We start from the raw sequence: 19020 nt of genomic DNA, 5'->3' as shown, positions 1-19020 counted from the left end.
TGGTGATTCTTCTAATATTCTATTTTACGTTTAAATGGAGGTAGTGAGTCGATTAAGGCTTGTCCGTATCGCTTAGTGACTAGGCGTCGATCAAGAATCGTTACTCTACCAGAATCTCTCTCTTTACGCAGTAAGCGACCTACGCTCTGGATCAGCTTTTTGCTTGCGTCTGGTACAGTTATTTGCATAAACGGGTTTCCTCCTTTTTTCTCAATGTATTCGGAATGAGCCTGCTCAACAGGGGAGGTTGGAACGCCAAATGGAATTTTTGTAATCACCAAGTTTTCAAGTAATTCGCCAGGTAAGTCTAGCCCCTCAGAGAAACTGCCAGTACCAAATAAGACGCTGGTTTTATTTGATTCTATTAGCTTTTTATGTTTTTTTAGAATTTCTTGACGTGAGCTTTCACCTTGAACTTGCAACGCCCAGCCTTTTTTTATGAACTCCGAAGAGAGTGCCTTCGCGACTTGGTTCATCTGCCAATAGGATGAGAATAATACTAAGTTGGCTTTCTTGTCTTCCAAGTACTTAGGCAATATCTCGATAAGATATTCAGTAAATTGAGGCGCTGGTGGTTCATATTTCATCGCAGGGATGAGCAATTCTGCCTGGTTTTGGTAATCGAATGGTGACGCAAGCGCTAAAAACTGAGTGCCTGATTCTGGTTTTCCATCAATACCAACCTGATGGCAAAAGTAATGGAAAGAGTTTAATGCACGCATCGTTGCGGAAACCAAAATGGCGCCAATACATCTGCTCCAAATCTGTTGGTCGAGTTGCCATCCAATTTCAAGTGGCGAAACACTCACAATGAAATCACCCTCGCGATCGGGGTGGGTTTCTAACCAGCGAGCTAAAGGCGCACCTTTTTCACGAGTTGGTTCAGCCATTAAATGCCATACTTGCGCTAGGTTTTCTAACCTTTGAATGTAGAAACCGAGCTCTGCAAGCGCTGGTTCAGCCAACCTTGTCGCAAGCTCCCCGTCTTTTACTCTTTCCGCAATAAGGTCGGCAATTTTTGCCACACTCTGATTTGCTTTTTTACTGGACTGTTTTAGTTCTTTGGATTGGTTCTCTAGCCACTCAGGTAGTTCACCGTGTTCGAAGCGGTAGATACCCTCTTCAAATTGGGCAGGGTCGAACTGTTTGGGCAATTGAGTCAGTGCCGGTATCAAGTTCTGAACCGCGTCTTGAAGGTCGTTGCGAAATCGAGCTACGCGTTTCTCGTCTGCGAGTGATGAAAACTTACTAATCGACTGATTTAACTTCTCAAGCCATGCTGCCGCGCCTTTTAAACTCGCAGATGCTGAAGCATGGTCACGAGCGACGTGAGGTAAGTGATGTGCCTCGTCGAAGACGTATATTGTATTTTCTGGCTCAGGTAAAATCACGCCGCCACCTAAATCTACGTCTGCCATGACGAGAGAGTGGTTAGCAATGATGACATCGTTTTTATCCAACTCTGAGCGCGCTTTTTGGAATGGGCAGCCGCGGTGGCCTGGTAAACTGTTATTGCAACTGTGTTTATCACTGACAATCAGTTGCCAAAGCTTATCGTCGATGGGTTTAGGCCAAGAATCACGGTCACCGTCCCATTTACCTTGCGCAAGAGAGCGATGCATTGTTTCTAACAGCTCTATATCTTTTTGCTTAGGTTTGGTTTCAAACATGGCTAACTGGCCACCATCAGCACCGCTAGCAGTCGCGAGCTTTTCTGCACAACAATAGCGTTGACGGCCTTTTGCCAAAATAAAAGAAAACTCTCGGTCGGTAATCCGACGAAAAAGAGGAAGGTCTTTATTGATTAGCTGCTCTTGCAGAGCGACGGTCGCCGTTGAGATAACCACTTTTCTATTGTTATGTACAGCCACGGGAATGGTCGCCATTAGATAGGAGAGCGATTTACCAATTCCAGTCCCTGCTTCTGCAACGAGTATTCGGTTAGATTTGTGATACTGACCGCACAGCGTTTTTGCAATCTCTGCAACAAGGTAGTTTTGTGCTCTTCTAGGCACAAAGTTATCAAGTTGATCTTGAAGGTTTTGATAGCTATTACGAATCGATTTTTGAATGTTACTGGTCAGCATACGGGCCTCAAATGCGTTGGAGGCGAATAGTAGCACACATCACTAGTTGTACAGTAGTTCACAAAACGGAATGCTTTTATAAGGAATGTAGATCTCCTTCACAAAAAAATATTGAACCTTATCTTAATGAAATTAATTTCATTATATGAAAAATATAAAACTCCAACTTAGTCTGATTTGTAGGTTTTTATTCTTTTTTTGTTTTTTTAAAATTTACTTATTGGATTAAAAAACCATTTGTTAATAATTTTGTAAATTACATATAATAATGGAGATTGGTTAGATGTTCGTCGAATAAATAAAGGTAAACTTGTCAAGTTATTGTTTTATAATGCTATTTTGTTTTTTTTACATTGGTATTTAGAAAATTTGACAGCCAGAATAATCTTTTGCACTCTTAGCTCCAGATTTTGAGGAGGTGCTGTATAACGTTTTGTTAACGCTCTACCTCAAACATATAAAAAAAGGGAACCGGACAAGGATATCCCGAACTAAGAAAAGGCAGTGGATTAATTATGAAAAAAACTCTATTAGCACTAGCTGTAGTTGCGTCTGCAACTTCAGTGAACGCAGCTGAAGTATTCAAATCTGAAGAAGGTTCTGTAGATTTCTACGGTCAGCTACGTCCAACTCTTCTATTCACAGAAAAAACTGATCACACAGCAGAGCTAAACACTAGCTCTTCTCGTACTGGTGTGAACGCGGTTTACGTTGTTGACGAAAGCCTAAAAGTTCTGGGTGAAGTTGAAATCGGTGTTGCTCTAGGTGACAACTACGACGCAGGTGCTGATTCAAGCGAGCGTACAGATGACTCTGTATACGTACGTCGCCACATCATCGGTTTTGATATGGGTGATATGGGTACTCTTCGCTTCGGTAAAGAAGGTACTTGGGCTGATGACGTATACTTCGCAGATTACTCTTACTTCTTCGGTGGTAACGCAGCGGAAACTGCATACGGTCACGCTTGGAACAACGATTCTCAAATCAAATACGCTTACGAAAATGACGCGTTCTGGCTAAAAGCTGGTTACGCGCTAGGCGAAAAAGATTCTAACGAAGAAGTACTAGAAGTATTCGTTGGTAAATCTTTCAACGACCTATCTCTACACGCTGGTGTACTTACTGCGAACAACGACATCAACGTAACTAAAGAGAAAAAACTAGTTCTTAATGGTGTAGAGCAAACAGTTTCTCACATAGAGCGTACTGATAACGAAAACCTATCTTTTGAAGTAACTGCTGAGTACGCACTAAACGAGCACACTCTAGGTGCTACGTACTACTACAACGAAAACGAAGATAAGCTAGGTAAATCAACAGTTGATTCACACTACATCGTTGTAGCTGGTATGTTCGCTGTTGCTCCTAAAACAACTCTATACTCTGGTTACGAGTACCTAGCTCAGTCTACTGACGAAGCAGGTAAAGTAGACGCAGACTCTTCTTGGTTCTACGCTGGTGTTGAATACAAGTTCTCTAAATGGGCACGTGTATTCGCAGAAGCGGGTTACACTTTCGAAGGTACTGACTTCGATAACAAAGACACAGACGACGCAACTAACTTCGGTGTTGGTGCTCGTTTCTACTGGTAATCAATACCCAGTTTGATATTGTAAGACCCAGCTATATGCTGGGTCTTTTACTATGAAGATAAGGATGAAAAATTCTATGCAGTTATCATTAAAAGTGGCAATGGCACTGTCTATTTTTGCCAGTACAAACCTCTACGCTGCAACGACTTTAGTGGTTCCAGAAGACGTGAAGTTATTGGCCGTCAACATGGAGAAGCCAGATCTAGAAGGTGGTCTTTTTTCTAGTGAGAAGACAATCGAACTACCTGACGGAACGAATCAAATTGTCTTCAAATATCAACCTACATTCGAAATTAACGAAAACCTTAAGACGGTTTACAGTGATGTAATCGTTGCTAAATTTGATGCTGAAAACGAAAAGCTAACGTTTGAACTGCCAGAGTTTAAAACTCTTCGTCAAGCGCAAAACAACATCTCGCCTCTAGATTGGCAATTACTGGATACCAAAGGCCAACCTATTGCTTTGGTCGAAGATGTATTAGAGTCAGATGGTGTTCAAATTGGTCGTAATTACCCTCAAGAATCTCGCAACTACAATATTGCTGGCGGTATCGCGAGTGTTGCCGTTAGTTATGTAACTGTGAATCAGCATCAACAATCAGTAAGTGATATCGAGCCTCGAGTTGAGACTAGTGATACCCGTTCAACAGCCGCATCGAACGACAGCCCAATGGTTGATGTATTAAAGACGATGTACCAGAAAGCGTCTCCGGCGGAAAAAGAGGCATTTAAAAACTGGCTTGCTGAGCAGTAATCCCTTAGTTCATTAGATAGGGCTTAACTGAAAAAGTACGAATCTAAAAAGCAGGCTTTAAGCCTGCTTTTATCTTTTCTGCTTATTAGAGAGAGATTTCTCTCCATTCACCAGGCATTAGGTCGTTAAGGACGATATCACCCATCGAATGACGAATGAGGCGCAAAGTAGGGAAGCCAATGTGCGCAGTCATGCGACGCACCTGACGATTTCTTCCTTCGATAATGGTAATGGCTAACCAAGTGGTAGGGATATTTGCGCGAAAACGAACCGGAGGAGTTCTGTCCCAGACTTGTGGTTCTGGAATAACTTCAACTTCGGCTGGTAGAGTCATACCATCTTTTAGCTCTACTCCCTTTCTCAATTTTTCAAGATCTTGCTCTTGAGGAGCGCCATCGACTTGAACCCAATAAGTCTTCGGTGATTTTGACTTTGGCTGCGTTAGCTTCGCCTGCAAGATGCCATCGTTAGTGAGTACCATTAAACCTTCGCTGTCTCGGTCCAATCGGCCAGCCGCATAGACATTTTTGATTGGGATATAGTCCGCTAACGTTTTGCGACCATCGCCATCGGTAAATTGACTGAGCGTATCGTAAGGCTTATTGAAAATAATGACTTTACGATCTTTAGGGGCCACTTTTGGCTTTTGGCTTTTTGTTGGACGATTAGGGCGGCGGTCTTGTTGAGTACGAGTCTTCGAGCCATTGCGAGCTCCTGAGTGTTTAAAATGGCCCGTTTTAGACTGGTTACGACTGCGACCTTTTTCCTGACCTGTACGAGATGACATGTTAACTACCCTGCAAAAATGTAAATGAACTGTGTTTGAAAGTTTTAAGTTTTCTCATGATCGGATATGATTTGCGCGCCTAAAACTAACAAACGCGCACAGAATGATAGACTAATTCGTGTTATTTGTTTAATTATATCAGTGCACTCATGGATTCAGAGCTTAGAGCTTCAAACTACAACAAAGAGTGCGAACCGCATGTGGCGTTAGTGAGGAGACATGTACTGCTAACGTGCAGCAATGCGTCAATTAAACCAACTCAGACGCTGAGTTGATCAGCCAACAAGTTGATTAAAAAATAGGGAAATTTCATGCCTACAGAAAAACCTACAATTATCTACACCATCACTGATGAAGCGCCGGCGCTAGCAACTTATTCATTACTACCAATCATTCAATCATTCACAGCATCGTCTGGCATCAATGTAGATACTCGTGATATTTCACTAGCAGGTCGAATTATCGCTAACTTCCCAGAGCATCTAAAAGAAGAACAGCGCATTGGCGATGCGTTGACTGAGCTTGGTGAACTAGCTCAAACTCCAGAAGCAAATATCATCAAGCTACCTAACATTTCAGCTTCAGTTCCTCAGCTTAAAGCGGCGATTAAAGAGCTTCAGGCGAAAGGTTACGATTTACCAAACTACCCAGAAGAGCCGAGCACGTACGAAGAGAAAGCGATTAAAGCGGCTTACGACAAAATCAAAGGTAGTGCGGTTAACCCAGTACTTCGTGAAGGTAACTCAGACCGTCGTGCTCCGACTTCGGTTAAGAACTACGCGAAGAAAAACCCACACTCAATGGGTGCATGGTCAGCAGAATCTAAGTCTCATGTTGCGAGCATGTCAGACAATGACTTCTTTGGTAGCGAAAAGTCTACAACTATCTCTGGTGCAACAGAGGTCAAAATCGAGTTTGTCGGTAATGATGGTACAGTTAAAGAGCTTAAGTCTGCGTTCCCATTACTAGATAAAGAAGTCATTGATACTTCAGTAATGAAGAAGAAGGCGTTGGTTGAATTTTTCGAGAAAGAGATTGCAGAAGCGAAAGCGCAAGACGTGCTGCTGTCTCTTCATATGAAAGCGACGATGATGAAAGTTTCTGACCCTGTCATTTTCGGCCATGCAGTAAAAGTTTACTACAAAGACGTTTTCGATAAGTACGGTAAGCTGTTTGAAGAGCTAGGCGTTGATGTAAACAATGGCATCGGTGATGTTTACTCAAAAATTGAGTCTCTACCTGAAGCGCAAAAATCAGAAATTGAAGCGGCCATTCAAGCGGTTTACCAAACTCAACCAGAACTTGCGATGGTTGACTCTGATCGTGGTATCACAAACTTACATGTACCAAGTGACATTATTGTAGATGCTTCTATGCCAGCAATGCTTCGCTCTTCGGGTCAAATGTGGGGACCAGATGGTAAACAAAAAGACACCAAAGCGATGATTCCAGATCGTAGCTACGCAGGTATTTACCAAGCGGTTATTGATTTCTGTAAAGAGCACGGCGCATTTGACCCGACCACTATGGGTAGCGTGCCTAACGTTGGTCTAATGGCTCAGAAAGCTGAAGAATATGGTTCTCACGACAAGACATTCATTCTAGACGCTGCGGGTACTGTTCGCGTTGTTGATGCTTCAGGTAACGTACTGTTAGAGCAAGCGGTTGAAGAAGGCGATATCTTCCGTATGTGTCAGGTTAAAGACGCACCAATCCAAGATTGGGTTAAACTAGCAGTGACTCGCGCACGTGCAACAGGTGTTCCAGCTGTATTCTGGCTAGACGAAAACCGTGCGCACGATGCTGAGCTCATCAAGAAAGTAAACGCCTACCTACCAGATCACGATACTGACGGTCTAGAGATTAAGATCCTATCTCCTGTTGAAGCTTGTAAGTACTCACTAGAGCGTATGAAAGCGGGCCTAGATACTATCTCTGTTACAGGTAATGTTCTTCGCGACTACCTAACAGACTTGTTCCCAATTCTAGAGTTAGGTACGTCTGCTAAGATGCTATCTATTGTTCCATTGATGAATGGTGGTGGTCTATTTGAAACAGGCGCTGGTGGTTCTGCTCCTAAGCACGTTCAACAAGTAGAAAAAGAGAATCACCTTCGTTGGGATTCTTTGGGCGAGTTCCTAGCGCTTGCAGCTTCGTTAGAGCATTTAAGTGTAGCGACAAACAATCCTAAGGCTCAGGTTCTAGCAGATACACTAGACAAAGCGACCGGTGAGTTTTTAGACACCAACAAATCTCCGTCACGCAAAGTGGGTGAGCTAGATAACCGTGGAAGCCACTTCTATCTTGCACTTTACTGGGCGAAAGCGCTTTCAGAGCAAACGGATGATGCGGATCTTGCTGCTGAATTTGCACCAATTGCAAAAGCGCTGTCAGAGCAGGAAGAAACGATCGTTGCTGAGCTAAATAATGCGCAAGGCGTGAAAGGTGAGCTAGGAGGTTACTACTTACTAGACGATGCATTGGTTTCTAAATTGATGCGTCCAAGCGAAACCTTTAACGCAATCATTAACAAGTAAGTTAGTGTTAAAAAACACGTCGTTTTCGGCGTGTTTCCTATCCTATAAGTGCGTTGTAAGTGTTCCTTTTGTAACACGTGCTCTAAATAGTAAGAAACCCGCTATCTTGGCGGGTTTATTTTTCTCTTCAAAACATCAACGTGGCGTTTCGAGAGCAATATTTTTATATTTCGACAGCGCTCTAATTATTTGGCTTGGCCTTCAAGAGGCACGACGCTACTCGCGTGACAGCCTTTGGGACCTTTTTCAATCTCGTAAGAGACTTGTTGGCCTGCTTTCAGTGTACGATAACCGTCCATCTGGATAGTTGAGTAGTGGGCAAAGATATCTCCCTCTTCTTCATCTGAACAAATAAACCCAAATCCTTTGGCATTGTTAAACCACTTTACTGTACCTGTAGCCATGCTTTACATCCCTCATGCATTTTTTACTGATGTTGTTACTGCAACCAAGTTATACCTTTAACTTGGTACTACCATTGTCAGCGAATGCCAACAAACGTCAAATCAATGATAAGTCACATTCATCAAACCACTTAAAGAAGAGAAGTTTCAAAATGATGATTTATGCATCGACACTTTCCACTGTAGTCAATGAATTTCGACAGTCAATAGCAGTGAGCAACAAACAGAAACATAATTGAAAACAAATCACTTTTGAGATTAACAAATTTGCAAACAGTTTTTCGTATATACGCAGAAGTTTAGTCAATTTGCCTATGAAGTGGCTCATACTGAAAAAGCCATACTGTCCGTGTTGCTTATGGGAGAAGAATCCTCTGACTGAATAAAAAATGAAGTTTTCGTGATAATTACCGTATTCTCAATGAGGAAGTGTGATCCAGATAGAAGATGATGGGGTGGTTTGCAATAGTCCGAGAGCAATAAATAGAAAGTTCTTTTATAAGAAAAAATGTGTAACTTATCGACAAGCATCTTTTATTTGCGCCGTATCAAGACGTGCATTAGTCTCTATATTAGGTAGCAACTTTTATCGATCAAAGATCGAATTCGGTGCCATAACTCACTACACCGCGCTGCATGCTTGTGGTAGATTGTTTTTATAGGTCGAAAACATCAACCCTTTGATACGATATCTTTAGATTGCCATGAGTAAAAATTTTGAATGGGTCACTCCGGACTCTGATCTTCTGGAGCGAGAAAGTACGAAAGTCCAGCCACCTAAGCTGTACAATGTCGTACTCAATAATGATGACTATACACCTATGGATTTCGTCATAGAGGTGCTTGAGCGATTTTTCTCACATGATATTGATAAAGCAACTCAAATCATGCTTCAGGTCCACTATGAAGGAAAGGCAATCTGCGGCACATACAGCGCAGAAATTGCCGAAACAAAAGTAGCGCAAGTTACGATGTACGCAAGGGAAAATGAACATCCGCTACTTTGCACTATGGAGCAAGCGTAAACAAAGAAGACTTGCTCGAACAACCCCAGTTGTTTTTTCGGGAGGTACTTATGCTAAATAAAGAACTAGAGTCAAGCCTTAACGGTGCATTTGCTCGGGCGCGCGATAAACGCCACGAGTTTATGACTGTCGAACACCTCCTACTTGCATTGTTGGAAAATGATGCAGCTAAGGAAGCCCTTCTAGCTTGTAAGGCGGATCTTGACGCTTTACGCAACGAACTCGATATTTTCATCGATCAAACTACGCCTCTTATCCCAGATAGTGATGAGACGCGTGAAACGCAGCCGACTTTGAGTTTTCAACGTGTACTACAACGCGCCGTCTTTCATGTACAGTCGTCTGGTCGTAATGAAGTAACAGGCGCCAACGTGCTTGTTGCTATCTTCAGTGAGCAAGAGTCGCATGCCGCTTACCTACTGAAGAAAAATGACATCTCCCGATTAGATATTGTTAACTTCATCTCCCACGGTATTACTAAAGCATCAGGTGCAGGTGAGGATTCATCATCAGACTCGTTTAGCTCAGAAAGTGTTGAAGAGCCTAATTCTGAAGAACGCTTAGAAAGCTTTGCGACGAATCTTAATCAAGTCGCTAAAGATGGAAACATCGACCCACTCATTGGACGTGATAAAGAGTTAGAGCGCACTATTCAGGTACTTTGTCGACGCCGCAAGAATAATCCACTACTAGTGGGTGAGGCAGGGGTTGGTAAAACAGCCATAGCGGAAGGTCTTGCATGGAGAATTGTCGAAGGGCAGGTCCCTGAGGTTATTCAAAACAGCGTGATTTATTCACTAGATATTGGCTCTTTGCTCGCTGGTACCAAATATCGCGGTGATTTTGAAAAGCGCTTCAAGGCGATTTTGAAACAACTTGAAAAAGAAGAAGATGCCATTTTGTTCATCGATGAAATACATACCATCATCGGTGCAGGCGCGGCATCTGGTGGTCAAGTCGATGCAGCAAATCTTATTAAGCCTCTTTTAAGTAGCGGTAAGTTGCGTTGTATTGGTTCGACGACATACCAAGAATACAGCAACATTTTCGAGAAAGAGCGTGCGTTGTCTCGCCGTTTCCAAAAGATAGACGTTGTAGAGCCTTCATTGGATGATACAACTAAAATCTTGATGGGCTTGAAGCCGAAGTACGAAGCTCACCATGAAGTACGTTATACCAATAAAGCACTGCGTGCCGCGGTAGAACTGTCGGCTAAATACATTAATGAACGCCATCTACCAGATAAGGCCATTGATGTCATTGATGAAGCTGGTGCTCGTAGTCGTCTTGCTCCTGCAAGCCGTCGTAAAAAAACGGTCGGAGTGGCTGATATCGAATCAATGGTTGCCAAAATGGCGCGAATTCCAGAGAAGTCGGTTTCTTCTTCAGATAAAGACATTTTGAAAAACTTAGATAGCAAAATGAAGATGTTGGTATTCGGTCAAGATAATGCGATTGATGCATTATCCGAGGCGATCAAGCTGACACGCGCAGGTTTAGGTGTAGACAACAAACCTGTTGGTTCATTCTTGTTTGCAGGCCCAACAGGGGTTGGTAAAACAGAGGTGACGGTGCAGTTATCTAAGCTTCTAGGTATCGAGCTACTTCGTTTTGATATGTCTGAGTATGGTGAGCGTCACTCCGTAAGTCGCTTGATTGGTGCGCCTCCTGGTTATGTCGGTTATGACCAAGGTGGTTTGCTAACTGATGCTGTTATTAAGCACCCACATTCAGTCGTATTACTTGATGAGATTGAAAAAGCGCACCCTGATATCTTTAACCTGTTGTTGCAAGTCATGGATAACGGTACGCTAACGGACAACAATGGTCGCAAAGCAGACTTCCGTAATGTCATTCTTGTTATGACAACTAACGCAGGTGTGGCGGAAACCGAGAAGAAATCAATTGGTTTGATTCAACAAGACAACAGTCACGATGCAATGGCGGAAATTAAGAAGGTGTTTACTCCTGAGTTCCGTAACCGTCTTGATAACATTATCTGGTTTAACAGCCTTGATGAAAGCGTTATCCATCAAGTGGTTGATAAGTTCATTGTTGAACTGCAAGTGCAACTTGATGCGAGAGGCGTTTCAATGGAAGTATCGCAAGACGCTCGCCATTGGTTAGCACATAAAGGTTATGACAAAGCTATGGGGGCTCGCCCAATGGGGCGTGTTATCCAAGAACAGCTTAAGAAGCCTTTGGCTAACGAACTGTTGTTTGGATCTTTAGTTGACGGCGGTACAGTGAAGGTAACGCTGGTCAACGATACGCTTGAGTTTGAATACTTAAGTGAGAAAGAGACAGCGATGCATTAATCGTTAGTCGGTAACAAACGCAAAAGCGCACGAGAAAATCGTGCGTTTTTTTATCTGAACTAAATCGGAAAAAATTGTGCAATAAAAAACGGAGCAGCTTGCTCCGTTTTTTATTGCATCCGAAAATCAGAGATTAACGAGCGCGGAAGACGATGCGGCCTTTTGACAGGTCGTATGGAGTCATCTCTACAGTTACTTTGTCACCCGTTAGGATACGGATGTAGTTCTTACGCATCTTGCCAGAGATGTGAGCAGTCACAACGTGACCGTTTTCAAGTTCAACACGGAACATAGTGTTTGGTAGAGTGTCAAGGACTGTGCCTTGCATCTCGATTACGTCTTCTTTAGCCATTTAATCCTCTTTAGAAATTAGGCAATATTAGCGGGCTATATTCTGCCGCTAAATAGTAATTATGTAAAGTTGAGGCGTATTCTACCCTCGCCAACGCTGATTTACTAGCCTTTGGTGGCGTTGAAAGCGTGTTTTGTAGCTCATTGCTGGGCACTCATCAATCTGATATCCCAAATATAGCCACTGTTGTTTGTTTTCTTGGCAGTATTTAATTTGATAAAGCACCGCTAATGTCCCAAGAGATAACTCGTAGTCAGGGTCAAAGAAAGTATAAAAAGCACTCGAGCATTGTGGCATCAAATCTGTCACTGCAATGGCGAGCAATTGATCTGATTCATCGTAAATGTGTAAAAACGACGTTGTCAGCCAGCTGGTTTGAGCAAATCGAGCAAACTCATCACGCTTTGGTGGGTACATAGTGCCGTTTCTATGCCGTTTGCAGATGTACCGACTGTAAAGCTCAAACCATTCCTCATCCATTTCAGGTTTCATTTCCCAGCGTAAAGACTGTGCTTTATTAAGCAGCCTCTTCTGACTTTTTGATAGTCTAACGTCTGGAATCGAGACTCGAATTGGCTGGCAAGCGGTGCAATGCTCGCAATGCGGTTTATATATGGTATCTCCGCTACGACGAAAACCGTTAGCCATGAGCAACTGGTAATTTTCTTCAGTATGCAGCCTTTCATCAAGTGCCACCGCAACCCGCTCTTGCCGTTCAGGCAAATAACTACAAGGGTGATTATTCGTCAACCCTATTCGAATATGTTGTATATCCGTACTCATACTGAATCCTGCAAAACTTGGGGCTGATAGGCATCAAATAGTGTTTGCTTTTCTCTTAAAGATAGTAGTTTTTGCATAAATTCGTCACGCTCAAGTTCAAATGCGCCAAGTGATGCCAAGTGAGAATTCATAACTTGGCAATCGATTAATTGACCTTGCTTTGACGCCAAATGGTTGCATAAGTACCACAATGCAATTTTGGATGCGTTATCTTTTAGGCTAAACATCGACTCCCCGCAAAAAAGTTGGCCCACGCAGATGCCATATAGTCCGCCAATCAGGTTGTTGTCATGCCATACTTCTACAGAGTGACAGTGACCAAGTTTGGCTAACTCAATGTAGGAAGTTTGCATTTCCTCGTTGAGCCATGTTTCCTCTGCAGGGCGTGTTGAAGAACATAGTCTAATCACTTCTTCTGTCGCGAAATTGAGTGTTACTTTATAGTTATGTTTACGCTGAAATTTTTTGAGACTTTTAGATGGCTTAAACTGCAATGGGTCAAACACAGCGCGCGGAGAAGGGCTCCACCATAAAATAGGTTCACCAGGACCATACCAAGGGAAAATGCCTTGATAGTAACCATTGAGGATTCTCATGGGGTTTAAGTCACCACCAAAAGCCAGCAAACCATTGGGGTCGCTGAGTGCTTTATAGGGTGAGGGAAAGTTGAACGTTTCATCGAGTTCAGTTAAATAAATAGCCATAAGAAGTCGTTACCAACATTGGAGTCAGAGGAGTTTATGATGACCTGGTTAAGAAATATCGTAAAAGTATGGCTTGGGATCATACTGTTTTTACCACTTGTCGCCAACGCAGCCTATGAAAGAAATGTTGCCAAGCCAGTTAATGAAGTAGTTTACGGGAAGATTGACTCTGTCCGTTATATTACTCAACAAGAGGTTGTTCAATCGAAAAGTAACGGTTGGAAGACACTACTTGGTGCCACTATCGGTGGTTTAGTCGGTAATCAATTTGGTGGCGGTACGGGAAGAGAAGTCGCGACGGCAGTGGGTGCGCTTGCAGGTGCCGCAGTTGCTCAAAACCAAAGTAATTACCAATACACGGTTGAATATAAGTTAGTTGAGCTACTCATCAAAGTGAAGGGTGATAAGCTAATTAATGTCATCCAAGATGTTGATAAAAATATGTTATTTAGTCGAGGGGATGAAGTTCGTATTTTATATTTTGATGATGGAGTCAGGGTTGATATCACTTATTAACCCTAGGTTGTTTTAGCCTAACGAAGCTTAATCAGGCATGTACAGTCGGGCTGGCTTATTGTCAAATCAAGTCGAAATAGTTTGCTGTTTCGCCGTGCTTCTTTCGCTCTTATTTACATCGCTGGCAATGCCTTTAATTCTGTATCTTTAGGCTGCTTGAGGATATTCATAAATTAGCGCCGATTTACTCTGGTTTTGTCGTGTTTTTTTGGGTAGTCTGAATTCACGAAGAATTGTTTAGCCCTCATAAAAAATCGTATGTTGAGGGCACAAAGGATTATCAACTTTTAATGGAAAGCCTAACGTTACAACCTATCAATAAAATTCAAGGGGAAGTGAACCTTCCTGGCTCTAAAAGCGTTTCTAATCGAGCTCTTTTACTTGCTGCTCTTGCTAAAGGCAGAACTCGCCTTACTAATCTCCTCGACAGTGATGATATTCGTCATATGCTGAATGCGCTGACTAAACTAGGCGTTCAATACCAACTTTCCGAAGATAAAACAGAATGTCTCGTTGAAGGCCTTGGGCGTCCGTTTTCTGTCTCAGAACCAGTAGAATTATTTCTCGGCAATGCTGGCACTGCGATGCGACCATTAGCTGCGGCTCTTTGTCTTGGAGAAGGGGAGTATGTACTGACGGGCGAACCTCGTATGAAAGAGCGTCCAATTGGTCACCTTGTCACGGCACTGAAAGATGCTGGTGCGAACGTTGAGTACATGGAAAACGAGAACTTTCCGCCTCTCAAAATAATTGGTACTGGCCTAAAAGCAGGTACAGTTTCTATCGATGGGTCCATTTCAAGTCAGTTCTTGACCGCTTTCTTAATGTCTGCGCCATTGGCTGAAGGTGAAATTCGCATCAACATCGAAGGCGATTTGGTTTCTAAGCCTTATATCGATATCACCCTGCATATCATGAAGCAGTTTGGAGTCGATGTGATCAACAACGACTATCAAGAGTTTGTGATCCCAGCCGGTCAGCAATACATCGCTCCAGGTGATTTCTTGGTTGAAGGTGACGCGTCTTCTGCTTCTTACTTCTTGGCGGCGGCAGCCATCAAAGGCGGAGAAGTTAAAGTCACGGGTATCGGTAAAAACAGCATTCAAGGTGATATTCAATTTGCTGATGCGCTTGAAAAAATGGGTGCAGAAATTGAATGGGGTGATGACTACGTAATTTCACGTGTTGGTCAATTAAAAGGCATTGATATGGATTACAACCATATCCCTGATGCTGCAATGACCATCGCGACAACAGCGTTATTTGCCGAAGGCACTACCGCTATTCGTAACGTTTATAACTGGCGTGTAAAAGAAACAGACCGTTTGTCAGCTATGGCGACTGAGTTACGTAAAGTTGGTGCGGAAGTGGAAGAAGGGGAAGACTACATCATCGTCAAACCTGTCTCTCAGTTAAAGCATGCTGCGATTGATACTTACGATGATCATCGAATGGCGATGTGTTTTTCGCTGGTGGCACTTAGTGATACGCCTGTGACGATTAACGATCCAAAGTGTACGTCGAAAACGTTCCCTGACTACTTCGACAAACTTAAGGCTTTAAGCTGCTAAATATTCTGACCTGAAACAGGAAAGCCAGAGTGAATAACACTCTGGCTTTTTTGTTTCCCAATACTATTTAACCAGCGTAAATTCCTTAGAAAGGTGATGCGCTAAGTATTTGAACATATTGAATACTGCAGTCGTATTTGAAGTTGGTAAACCTTTGTCATCAAGGAAGTATTCACCTTTAAAAACTAAAACACCTTCTTTTTCTTCTACACTTGTTGCTCGCATTCCCTCGATGTAATCATCGTGCTCTTGGATGATTTGGTTAGCGATCAAAAGAAGGTCGAACTCTTCGATAAACGTTCTATCAGACATATTCTTTCTACCATCCTATTCAGTTAAGAACGCTGAGTATACCTACAACTAAAATGGGTTTGCATGATTAATTCAGTCAATCGTTCAGTAAGACTAAACAGATCAATTTTTAGAGTATAAGCATGATGCGGAGGAAGATGGCAGAGCATTGAACCAAACTATTTTGTGATGGGTAACAAAATTTATTGCATTGGATTAGCGGATGCTAAGTTTGCCTGTTTAGATATGCCGCTCAATACCTTTCAGAACCCTGTCTCTTTGAAGTATAAAGACGATGAATTGTCAACCAATCGGATCTGAATTTCAAAAAAGCAGTTGATCTTCTTTTCATCTCGCACAATAGTAAAAAAAGAAGCAATGAAATAGAACATTATGCGGGTGGCCTTTAAACAAGGTTTCTACCCGCATTATTATGAAGGACGTTAGAGTCAGTTATGGGTAAATCACTCGTTATAGTGGAGTCACCAGCCAAGGCAAAGACGATAAATAAGTACCTTGGTAAAGACTTTATTGTTAAGTCTAGTGTTGGTCATGTGCGTGATCTGCCTACGGCCGGTCAAAGCACTGGTGAGAAAAAAGCCGCAGCCATCTCAACTAAAGGGATGAGTCCGGAAGAGAAAGCGCGCGTTAAAAAAGAGAAAGACCGCAAAGCGTTGATCAAAAAAATGGGGATTAACCCATATCATGACTGGGAAGCGAATTACCAAATCCTTCCAGGCAAAGAAAAAGTTGTCAACGAACTACAAAAACTCGCCAAAGACGCAGATTGCGTTTATCTCGCAACCGATTTGGACCGCGAAGGAGAAGCAATCGCATGGCACCTTCGTGAGATCATCGGTGGCGATGAAGAGCGATACAAACGTGTAGTTTTTAACGAAATTACGAAAAACGCGATCCAACAAGCTTTCCAGACACCTGGCGAGCTGAACATGGATGGTGTAAATGCCCAACAAGCACGTCGCTTCATGGACCGTGTCGTTGGTTTTATGGTTTCACCTTTACTTTGGAAAAAAGTGGCTCGTGGTTTATCTGCTGGTCGCGTGCAGTCTGTTGCGGTGAAACTGTTAGTTGAGCGTGAGCGTGAGATTAACGCGTTTGTACCAGAAGAATTCTGGGACATTCATGCGAATACGAAAACGAAAGACAAAGCGGACTTTAAACTGCTTGTTGCTCAGAAAGACGGTTCTGCGTTTAAGCCAGTTAATGAGGCAGAAACCAAAGCAGCGATGTCTGTACTTGAGAATGCAAGTTACGAAGTATGTAAGCGTGAAGACCGCCCTACAAAGAGCAAGCCCTCAGCACCTTACATCACCTCTACGCTTCAACAGGCAGCAAGTACACGTCTGGGCTACGGCGTGAAAAAGACCATGATGCTAGCTCAGCGCCTCTATGAGGCCGGTTACATCACTTATATGCGTACTGACTCGACTAACCTAAGTGCCGAGGCTGTGGACGCTGTACGTGACTTTATTGGTTCTGAGTTTGGTGATAAGTACCTACCAGCGAAACCATTGACGTACGGTAGCAAAGAAGGAGCACAGGAAGCGCACGAAGCGATCCGTCCTTCAAATGTGGGTGTTAAGGCGGAAGACCTGCAAGGTGTCGATGCTGATGCACACAAACTTTATGCTTTGATTTGGAATCAGTTTGTAGCGTGTCAAATGACGCCAGCAGAATACGATTCAACAACCATTAGCGTAAAAGCGGCAGAATACACGCTTAAAGCGAAAGGCCGTATCCTTAAATTTGACGGCTGGACTCGTGTACAGCGTCCAATGGGCAAAAACGAGGATACAATCCTTCCAGCGGTACAACTTGGCGATAAGCTAAGCTTAGAGTCACTTGACCCTAAACAGCACTTTACAAAGCCACCTGCGCGCTACACTGAAGCAGCACTGGTTAAAGAGCTGGAGAAACGAGGCATTGGCCGTCCGTCGACTTACGCATCGATCATTTCTACGATTCAAGATCGTGGCTACGTGAAAGTTGATCAGCGCCGTTTCTACGCTGAAAAAATGGGTGAAATTGTTACTGACCGCCTTGATGACAGCTTTAACGATTTGATGAACTACGACTTTACTGCGCGTATGGAACAGAAATTGGACCAAATCGCTGAAGGTGAAGTGAACTGGAAAGCTGTGTTAGACAACTTCTTTGCTGATTTTACTGGCGATCTTGAAAAAGCGGAGCTGGATGAGTCAGAAGGCGGTATGAAGTTAAACCACATCGTCATGACGGATATCGAGTGTCCGACGTGTAGCCGTCCAATGGGCATCCGTACTGCTTCGACAGGTGTGTTCTTAGGCTGTTCAGGTTACGCGTTACCACCAAAAGAGCGTTGTAAGACAACCATCAACTTGGGTGACGAAGAAGGTATTATTAACGTTCTAGAAGAAGACGTTGAAACCGCAGCTCTTCGTGCTAAAAAGCGTTGTCCGATCTGTGAAACAGCGATGGACGCATACCTGATTGATGACAAGCGTAAGATGCATGTTTGTGGTAATAACCCGAACTGTGAAGGCTACCTTGTTGAATACGGCGAGTTCAAAGTAAAAGGCTACGATGGTCCAGTTGTTGAGTGTGACAAATGTGGCTCTGATATGGTGCTTAAGAACGGTCGCTTTGGTAAATACATGGATTGTACGAGCGAAACGTGTAAGAACACTCGTAAGATTCTTAAGAATGGCGAAGTCGCGCCACCGAAAGAAGATCCTGTTCATTTCCCCGAGTTGCCATGTGAAAACTCAGATGCGTATTTCGTACTTCGTGATGGTGCTTCAGGTCTATTTATGGCGGCAAGCAACTTCCCGAAATCGCGCGAGACACGTGCTCCTTTGGTTGCTGAACTGGCACGTTTTGAAGAGCGTTTACCTGAGAAGTTCAAATACCTAGCGACCGCACCGCAAGAAGATCCTGATGGTCGTCCTGCAGTCGTACGCTTTAGTCGCAAAACAAAAGAGAACTACGTTCGTTCGGAAGAGAACGGTAAGCCAAGTGGTTGGACAGCGCTCTTTGTTGACGGTAAGTGGGAAGTCACTGATAAGCGTAAAAAAGCGAAAGCATAAAAACGTACGATCTAAGTGATGTAAAAAGGCAGCGATATCGCTGCCTTTTTTGCGTTTTGTTTTTGCGTAAAGGCCATTGTGTTGTTCGTATAGATCTTTGCTGCTTTGACTGAGTTTTGCTGACGCGAGAAGATCCCAGCATCAATATTTCGTAGTCGCTGATGTATTTTTTATGTAAAAAATATTCGTTGTAACTTTCATTTTGCATTC

General features: G+C 43.1%; 15 protein-coding genes. 8 read left to right on the top strand and 7 right to left on the bottom strand.

The features are described 5' to 3' along the window. Positions 1–11: 11 nt before the first annotated feature. The gene (dinG, locus tag KI742_RS11480) at positions 12–2087 is read right to left on the bottom strand and encodes an ATP-dependent DNA helicase DinG (RefSeq protein ID WP_285386164.1); all 2076 of its coding nucleotides are present in this window, start codon (positions 2085–2087) and stop codon (positions 12–14) included. Between the two features lie 515 nt (positions 2088–2602). On the opposite strand from dinG, the gene KI742_RS11475 reads away from it, so the two are divergent. After that, positions 2603–3682, top strand: a complete 1080-nt coding sequence (locus KI742_RS11475) for a porin (protein WP_285386165.1) — start codon at positions 2603–2605, stop codon at positions 3680–3682. Positions 3683–3758: 76 nt separating this feature from the next. Then, positions 3759–4436 (top strand): DUF2057 family protein, encoded by a 678-nt coding sequence (locus KI742_RS11470; protein ID WP_017634732.1) that lies wholly within the window; start codon positions 3759–3761, stop codon positions 4434–4436. 85 nt (positions 4437–4521) lie between these two features. Here the strand turns inward: KI742_RS11470 and KI742_RS11465 are convergent, their stop codons facing one another. Next, the gene (locus KI742_RS11465) at positions 4522–5223 is read right to left on the bottom strand and encodes a pseudouridine synthase (RefSeq protein WP_005387874.1); all 702 of its coding nucleotides are present in this window, start codon (positions 5221–5223) and stop codon (positions 4522–4524) included. A 311-nt stretch (positions 5224–5534) separates the two neighbouring features. On the opposite strand from KI742_RS11465, the gene KI742_RS11460 reads away from it, so the two are divergent. Then, positions 5535–7760: an NADP-dependent isocitrate dehydrogenase gene (locus tag KI742_RS11460; protein ID WP_025766922.1), complete on the top strand. Its 2226-nt coding sequence runs from the start codon at positions 5535–5537 to the stop codon at positions 7758–7760. Positions 7761–7945: 185 nt separating this feature from the next. On the opposite strand, the gene cspD is transcribed toward KI742_RS11460, so the two are convergent. Continuing rightward, entirely contained in the window at positions 7946–8164 is a 219-nt protein-coding gene (gene cspD / locus KI742_RS11455; RefSeq protein ID WP_005378407.1) for a cold shock domain-containing protein CspD, read from the bottom strand. Between the two features lie 704 nt (positions 8165–8868). Here cspD and clpS point away from each other — a divergent pair. Both clpS and clpA read left to right on the top strand, forming a co-directional pair. Continuing rightward, entirely contained in the window at positions 8869–9189 is a 321-nt protein-coding gene (clpS, locus tag KI742_RS11450; protein ID WP_005378419.1) for an ATP-dependent Clp protease adapter ClpS, read from the top strand. Between the two features lie 50 nt (positions 9190–9239). Next, positions 9240–11507 carry an ATP-dependent Clp protease ATP-binding subunit ClpA gene (clpA, locus tag KI742_RS11445; protein ID WP_005387879.1) on the top strand — a complete coding sequence of 756 codons (2268 nt, stop codon included), beginning with the start codon at positions 9240–9242 and terminating at the stop codon, positions 11505–11507. A 133-nt stretch (positions 11508–11640) separates the two neighbouring features. Here the strand turns inward: clpA and infA are convergent, their stop codons facing one another. From infA to aat, 3 genes are all read right to left on the bottom strand, one after another. Further along, positions 11641–11859 (bottom strand): translation initiation factor IF-1, encoded by a 219-nt coding sequence (infA, locus tag KI742_RS11440; protein WP_001040192.1) that lies wholly within the window; start codon positions 11857–11859, stop codon positions 11641–11643. 81 nt (positions 11860–11940) lie between these two features. Next, positions 11941–12642, bottom strand: coding sequence for an arginyltransferase (locus KI742_RS11435; RefSeq protein ID WP_047100846.1), 702 nt, complete (start codon positions 12640–12642; stop codon positions 11941–11943). After that, positions 12639–13346, bottom strand: a complete 708-nt coding sequence (gene aat, locus KI742_RS11430) for a leucyl/phenylalanyl-tRNA--protein transferase (protein WP_005378347.1) — start codon at positions 13344–13346, stop codon at positions 12639–12641. Before aat ends, KI742_RS11435 begins: the two co-directional genes overlap by 4 nt. Before the next feature lie 39 nt (positions 13347–13385). Here aat and KI742_RS11425 point away from each other — a divergent pair, with 39 nt between their 5' ends. Continuing rightward, a complete protein-coding gene (locus KI742_RS11425) occupies positions 13386–13862 on the top strand; it encodes a glycine zipper 2TM domain-containing protein (protein ID WP_005378348.1) in 477 nt (158 codons plus the stop codon). A 290-nt stretch (positions 13863–14152) separates the two neighbouring features. Beyond that, positions 14153–15433: a 3-phosphoshikimate 1-carboxyvinyltransferase gene (gene aroA, locus KI742_RS11420; protein WP_005387883.1), complete on the top strand. Its 1281-nt coding sequence runs from the start codon at positions 14153–14155 to the stop codon at positions 15431–15433. Between the two features lie 63 nt (positions 15434–15496). Here aroA and KI742_RS11415 read toward each other — a convergent pair whose 3' ends face one another. After that, positions 15497–15745 carry a YciN family protein gene (locus KI742_RS11415; protein WP_005387884.1) on the bottom strand — a complete coding sequence of 83 codons (249 nt, stop codon included), beginning with the start codon at positions 15743–15745 and terminating at the stop codon, positions 15497–15499. 434 nt (positions 15746–16179) lie between these two features. Here KI742_RS11415 and topA point away from each other — a divergent pair, with 434 nt between their 5' ends. Continuing rightward, on the top strand, positions 16180–18810 hold the full coding sequence (topA, locus tag KI742_RS11410; protein WP_005378351.1) for a type I DNA topoisomerase: 2631 nt from the start codon (positions 16180–16182) through the stop codon (positions 18808–18810). Positions 18811–19020 lie beyond the last annotated feature (210 nt).

It is taken from the genome of Vibrio sp. D417a, from assembly GCF_030248595.1.
GTDB lineage: Bacteria > Pseudomonadota > Gammaproteobacteria > Enterobacterales > Vibrionaceae > Vibrio > Vibrio alginolyticus.
The sequence above is the reverse complement of the archived record's forward strand: the minus strand, read 5'-3'. Positions and strand labels throughout refer to the sequence as shown.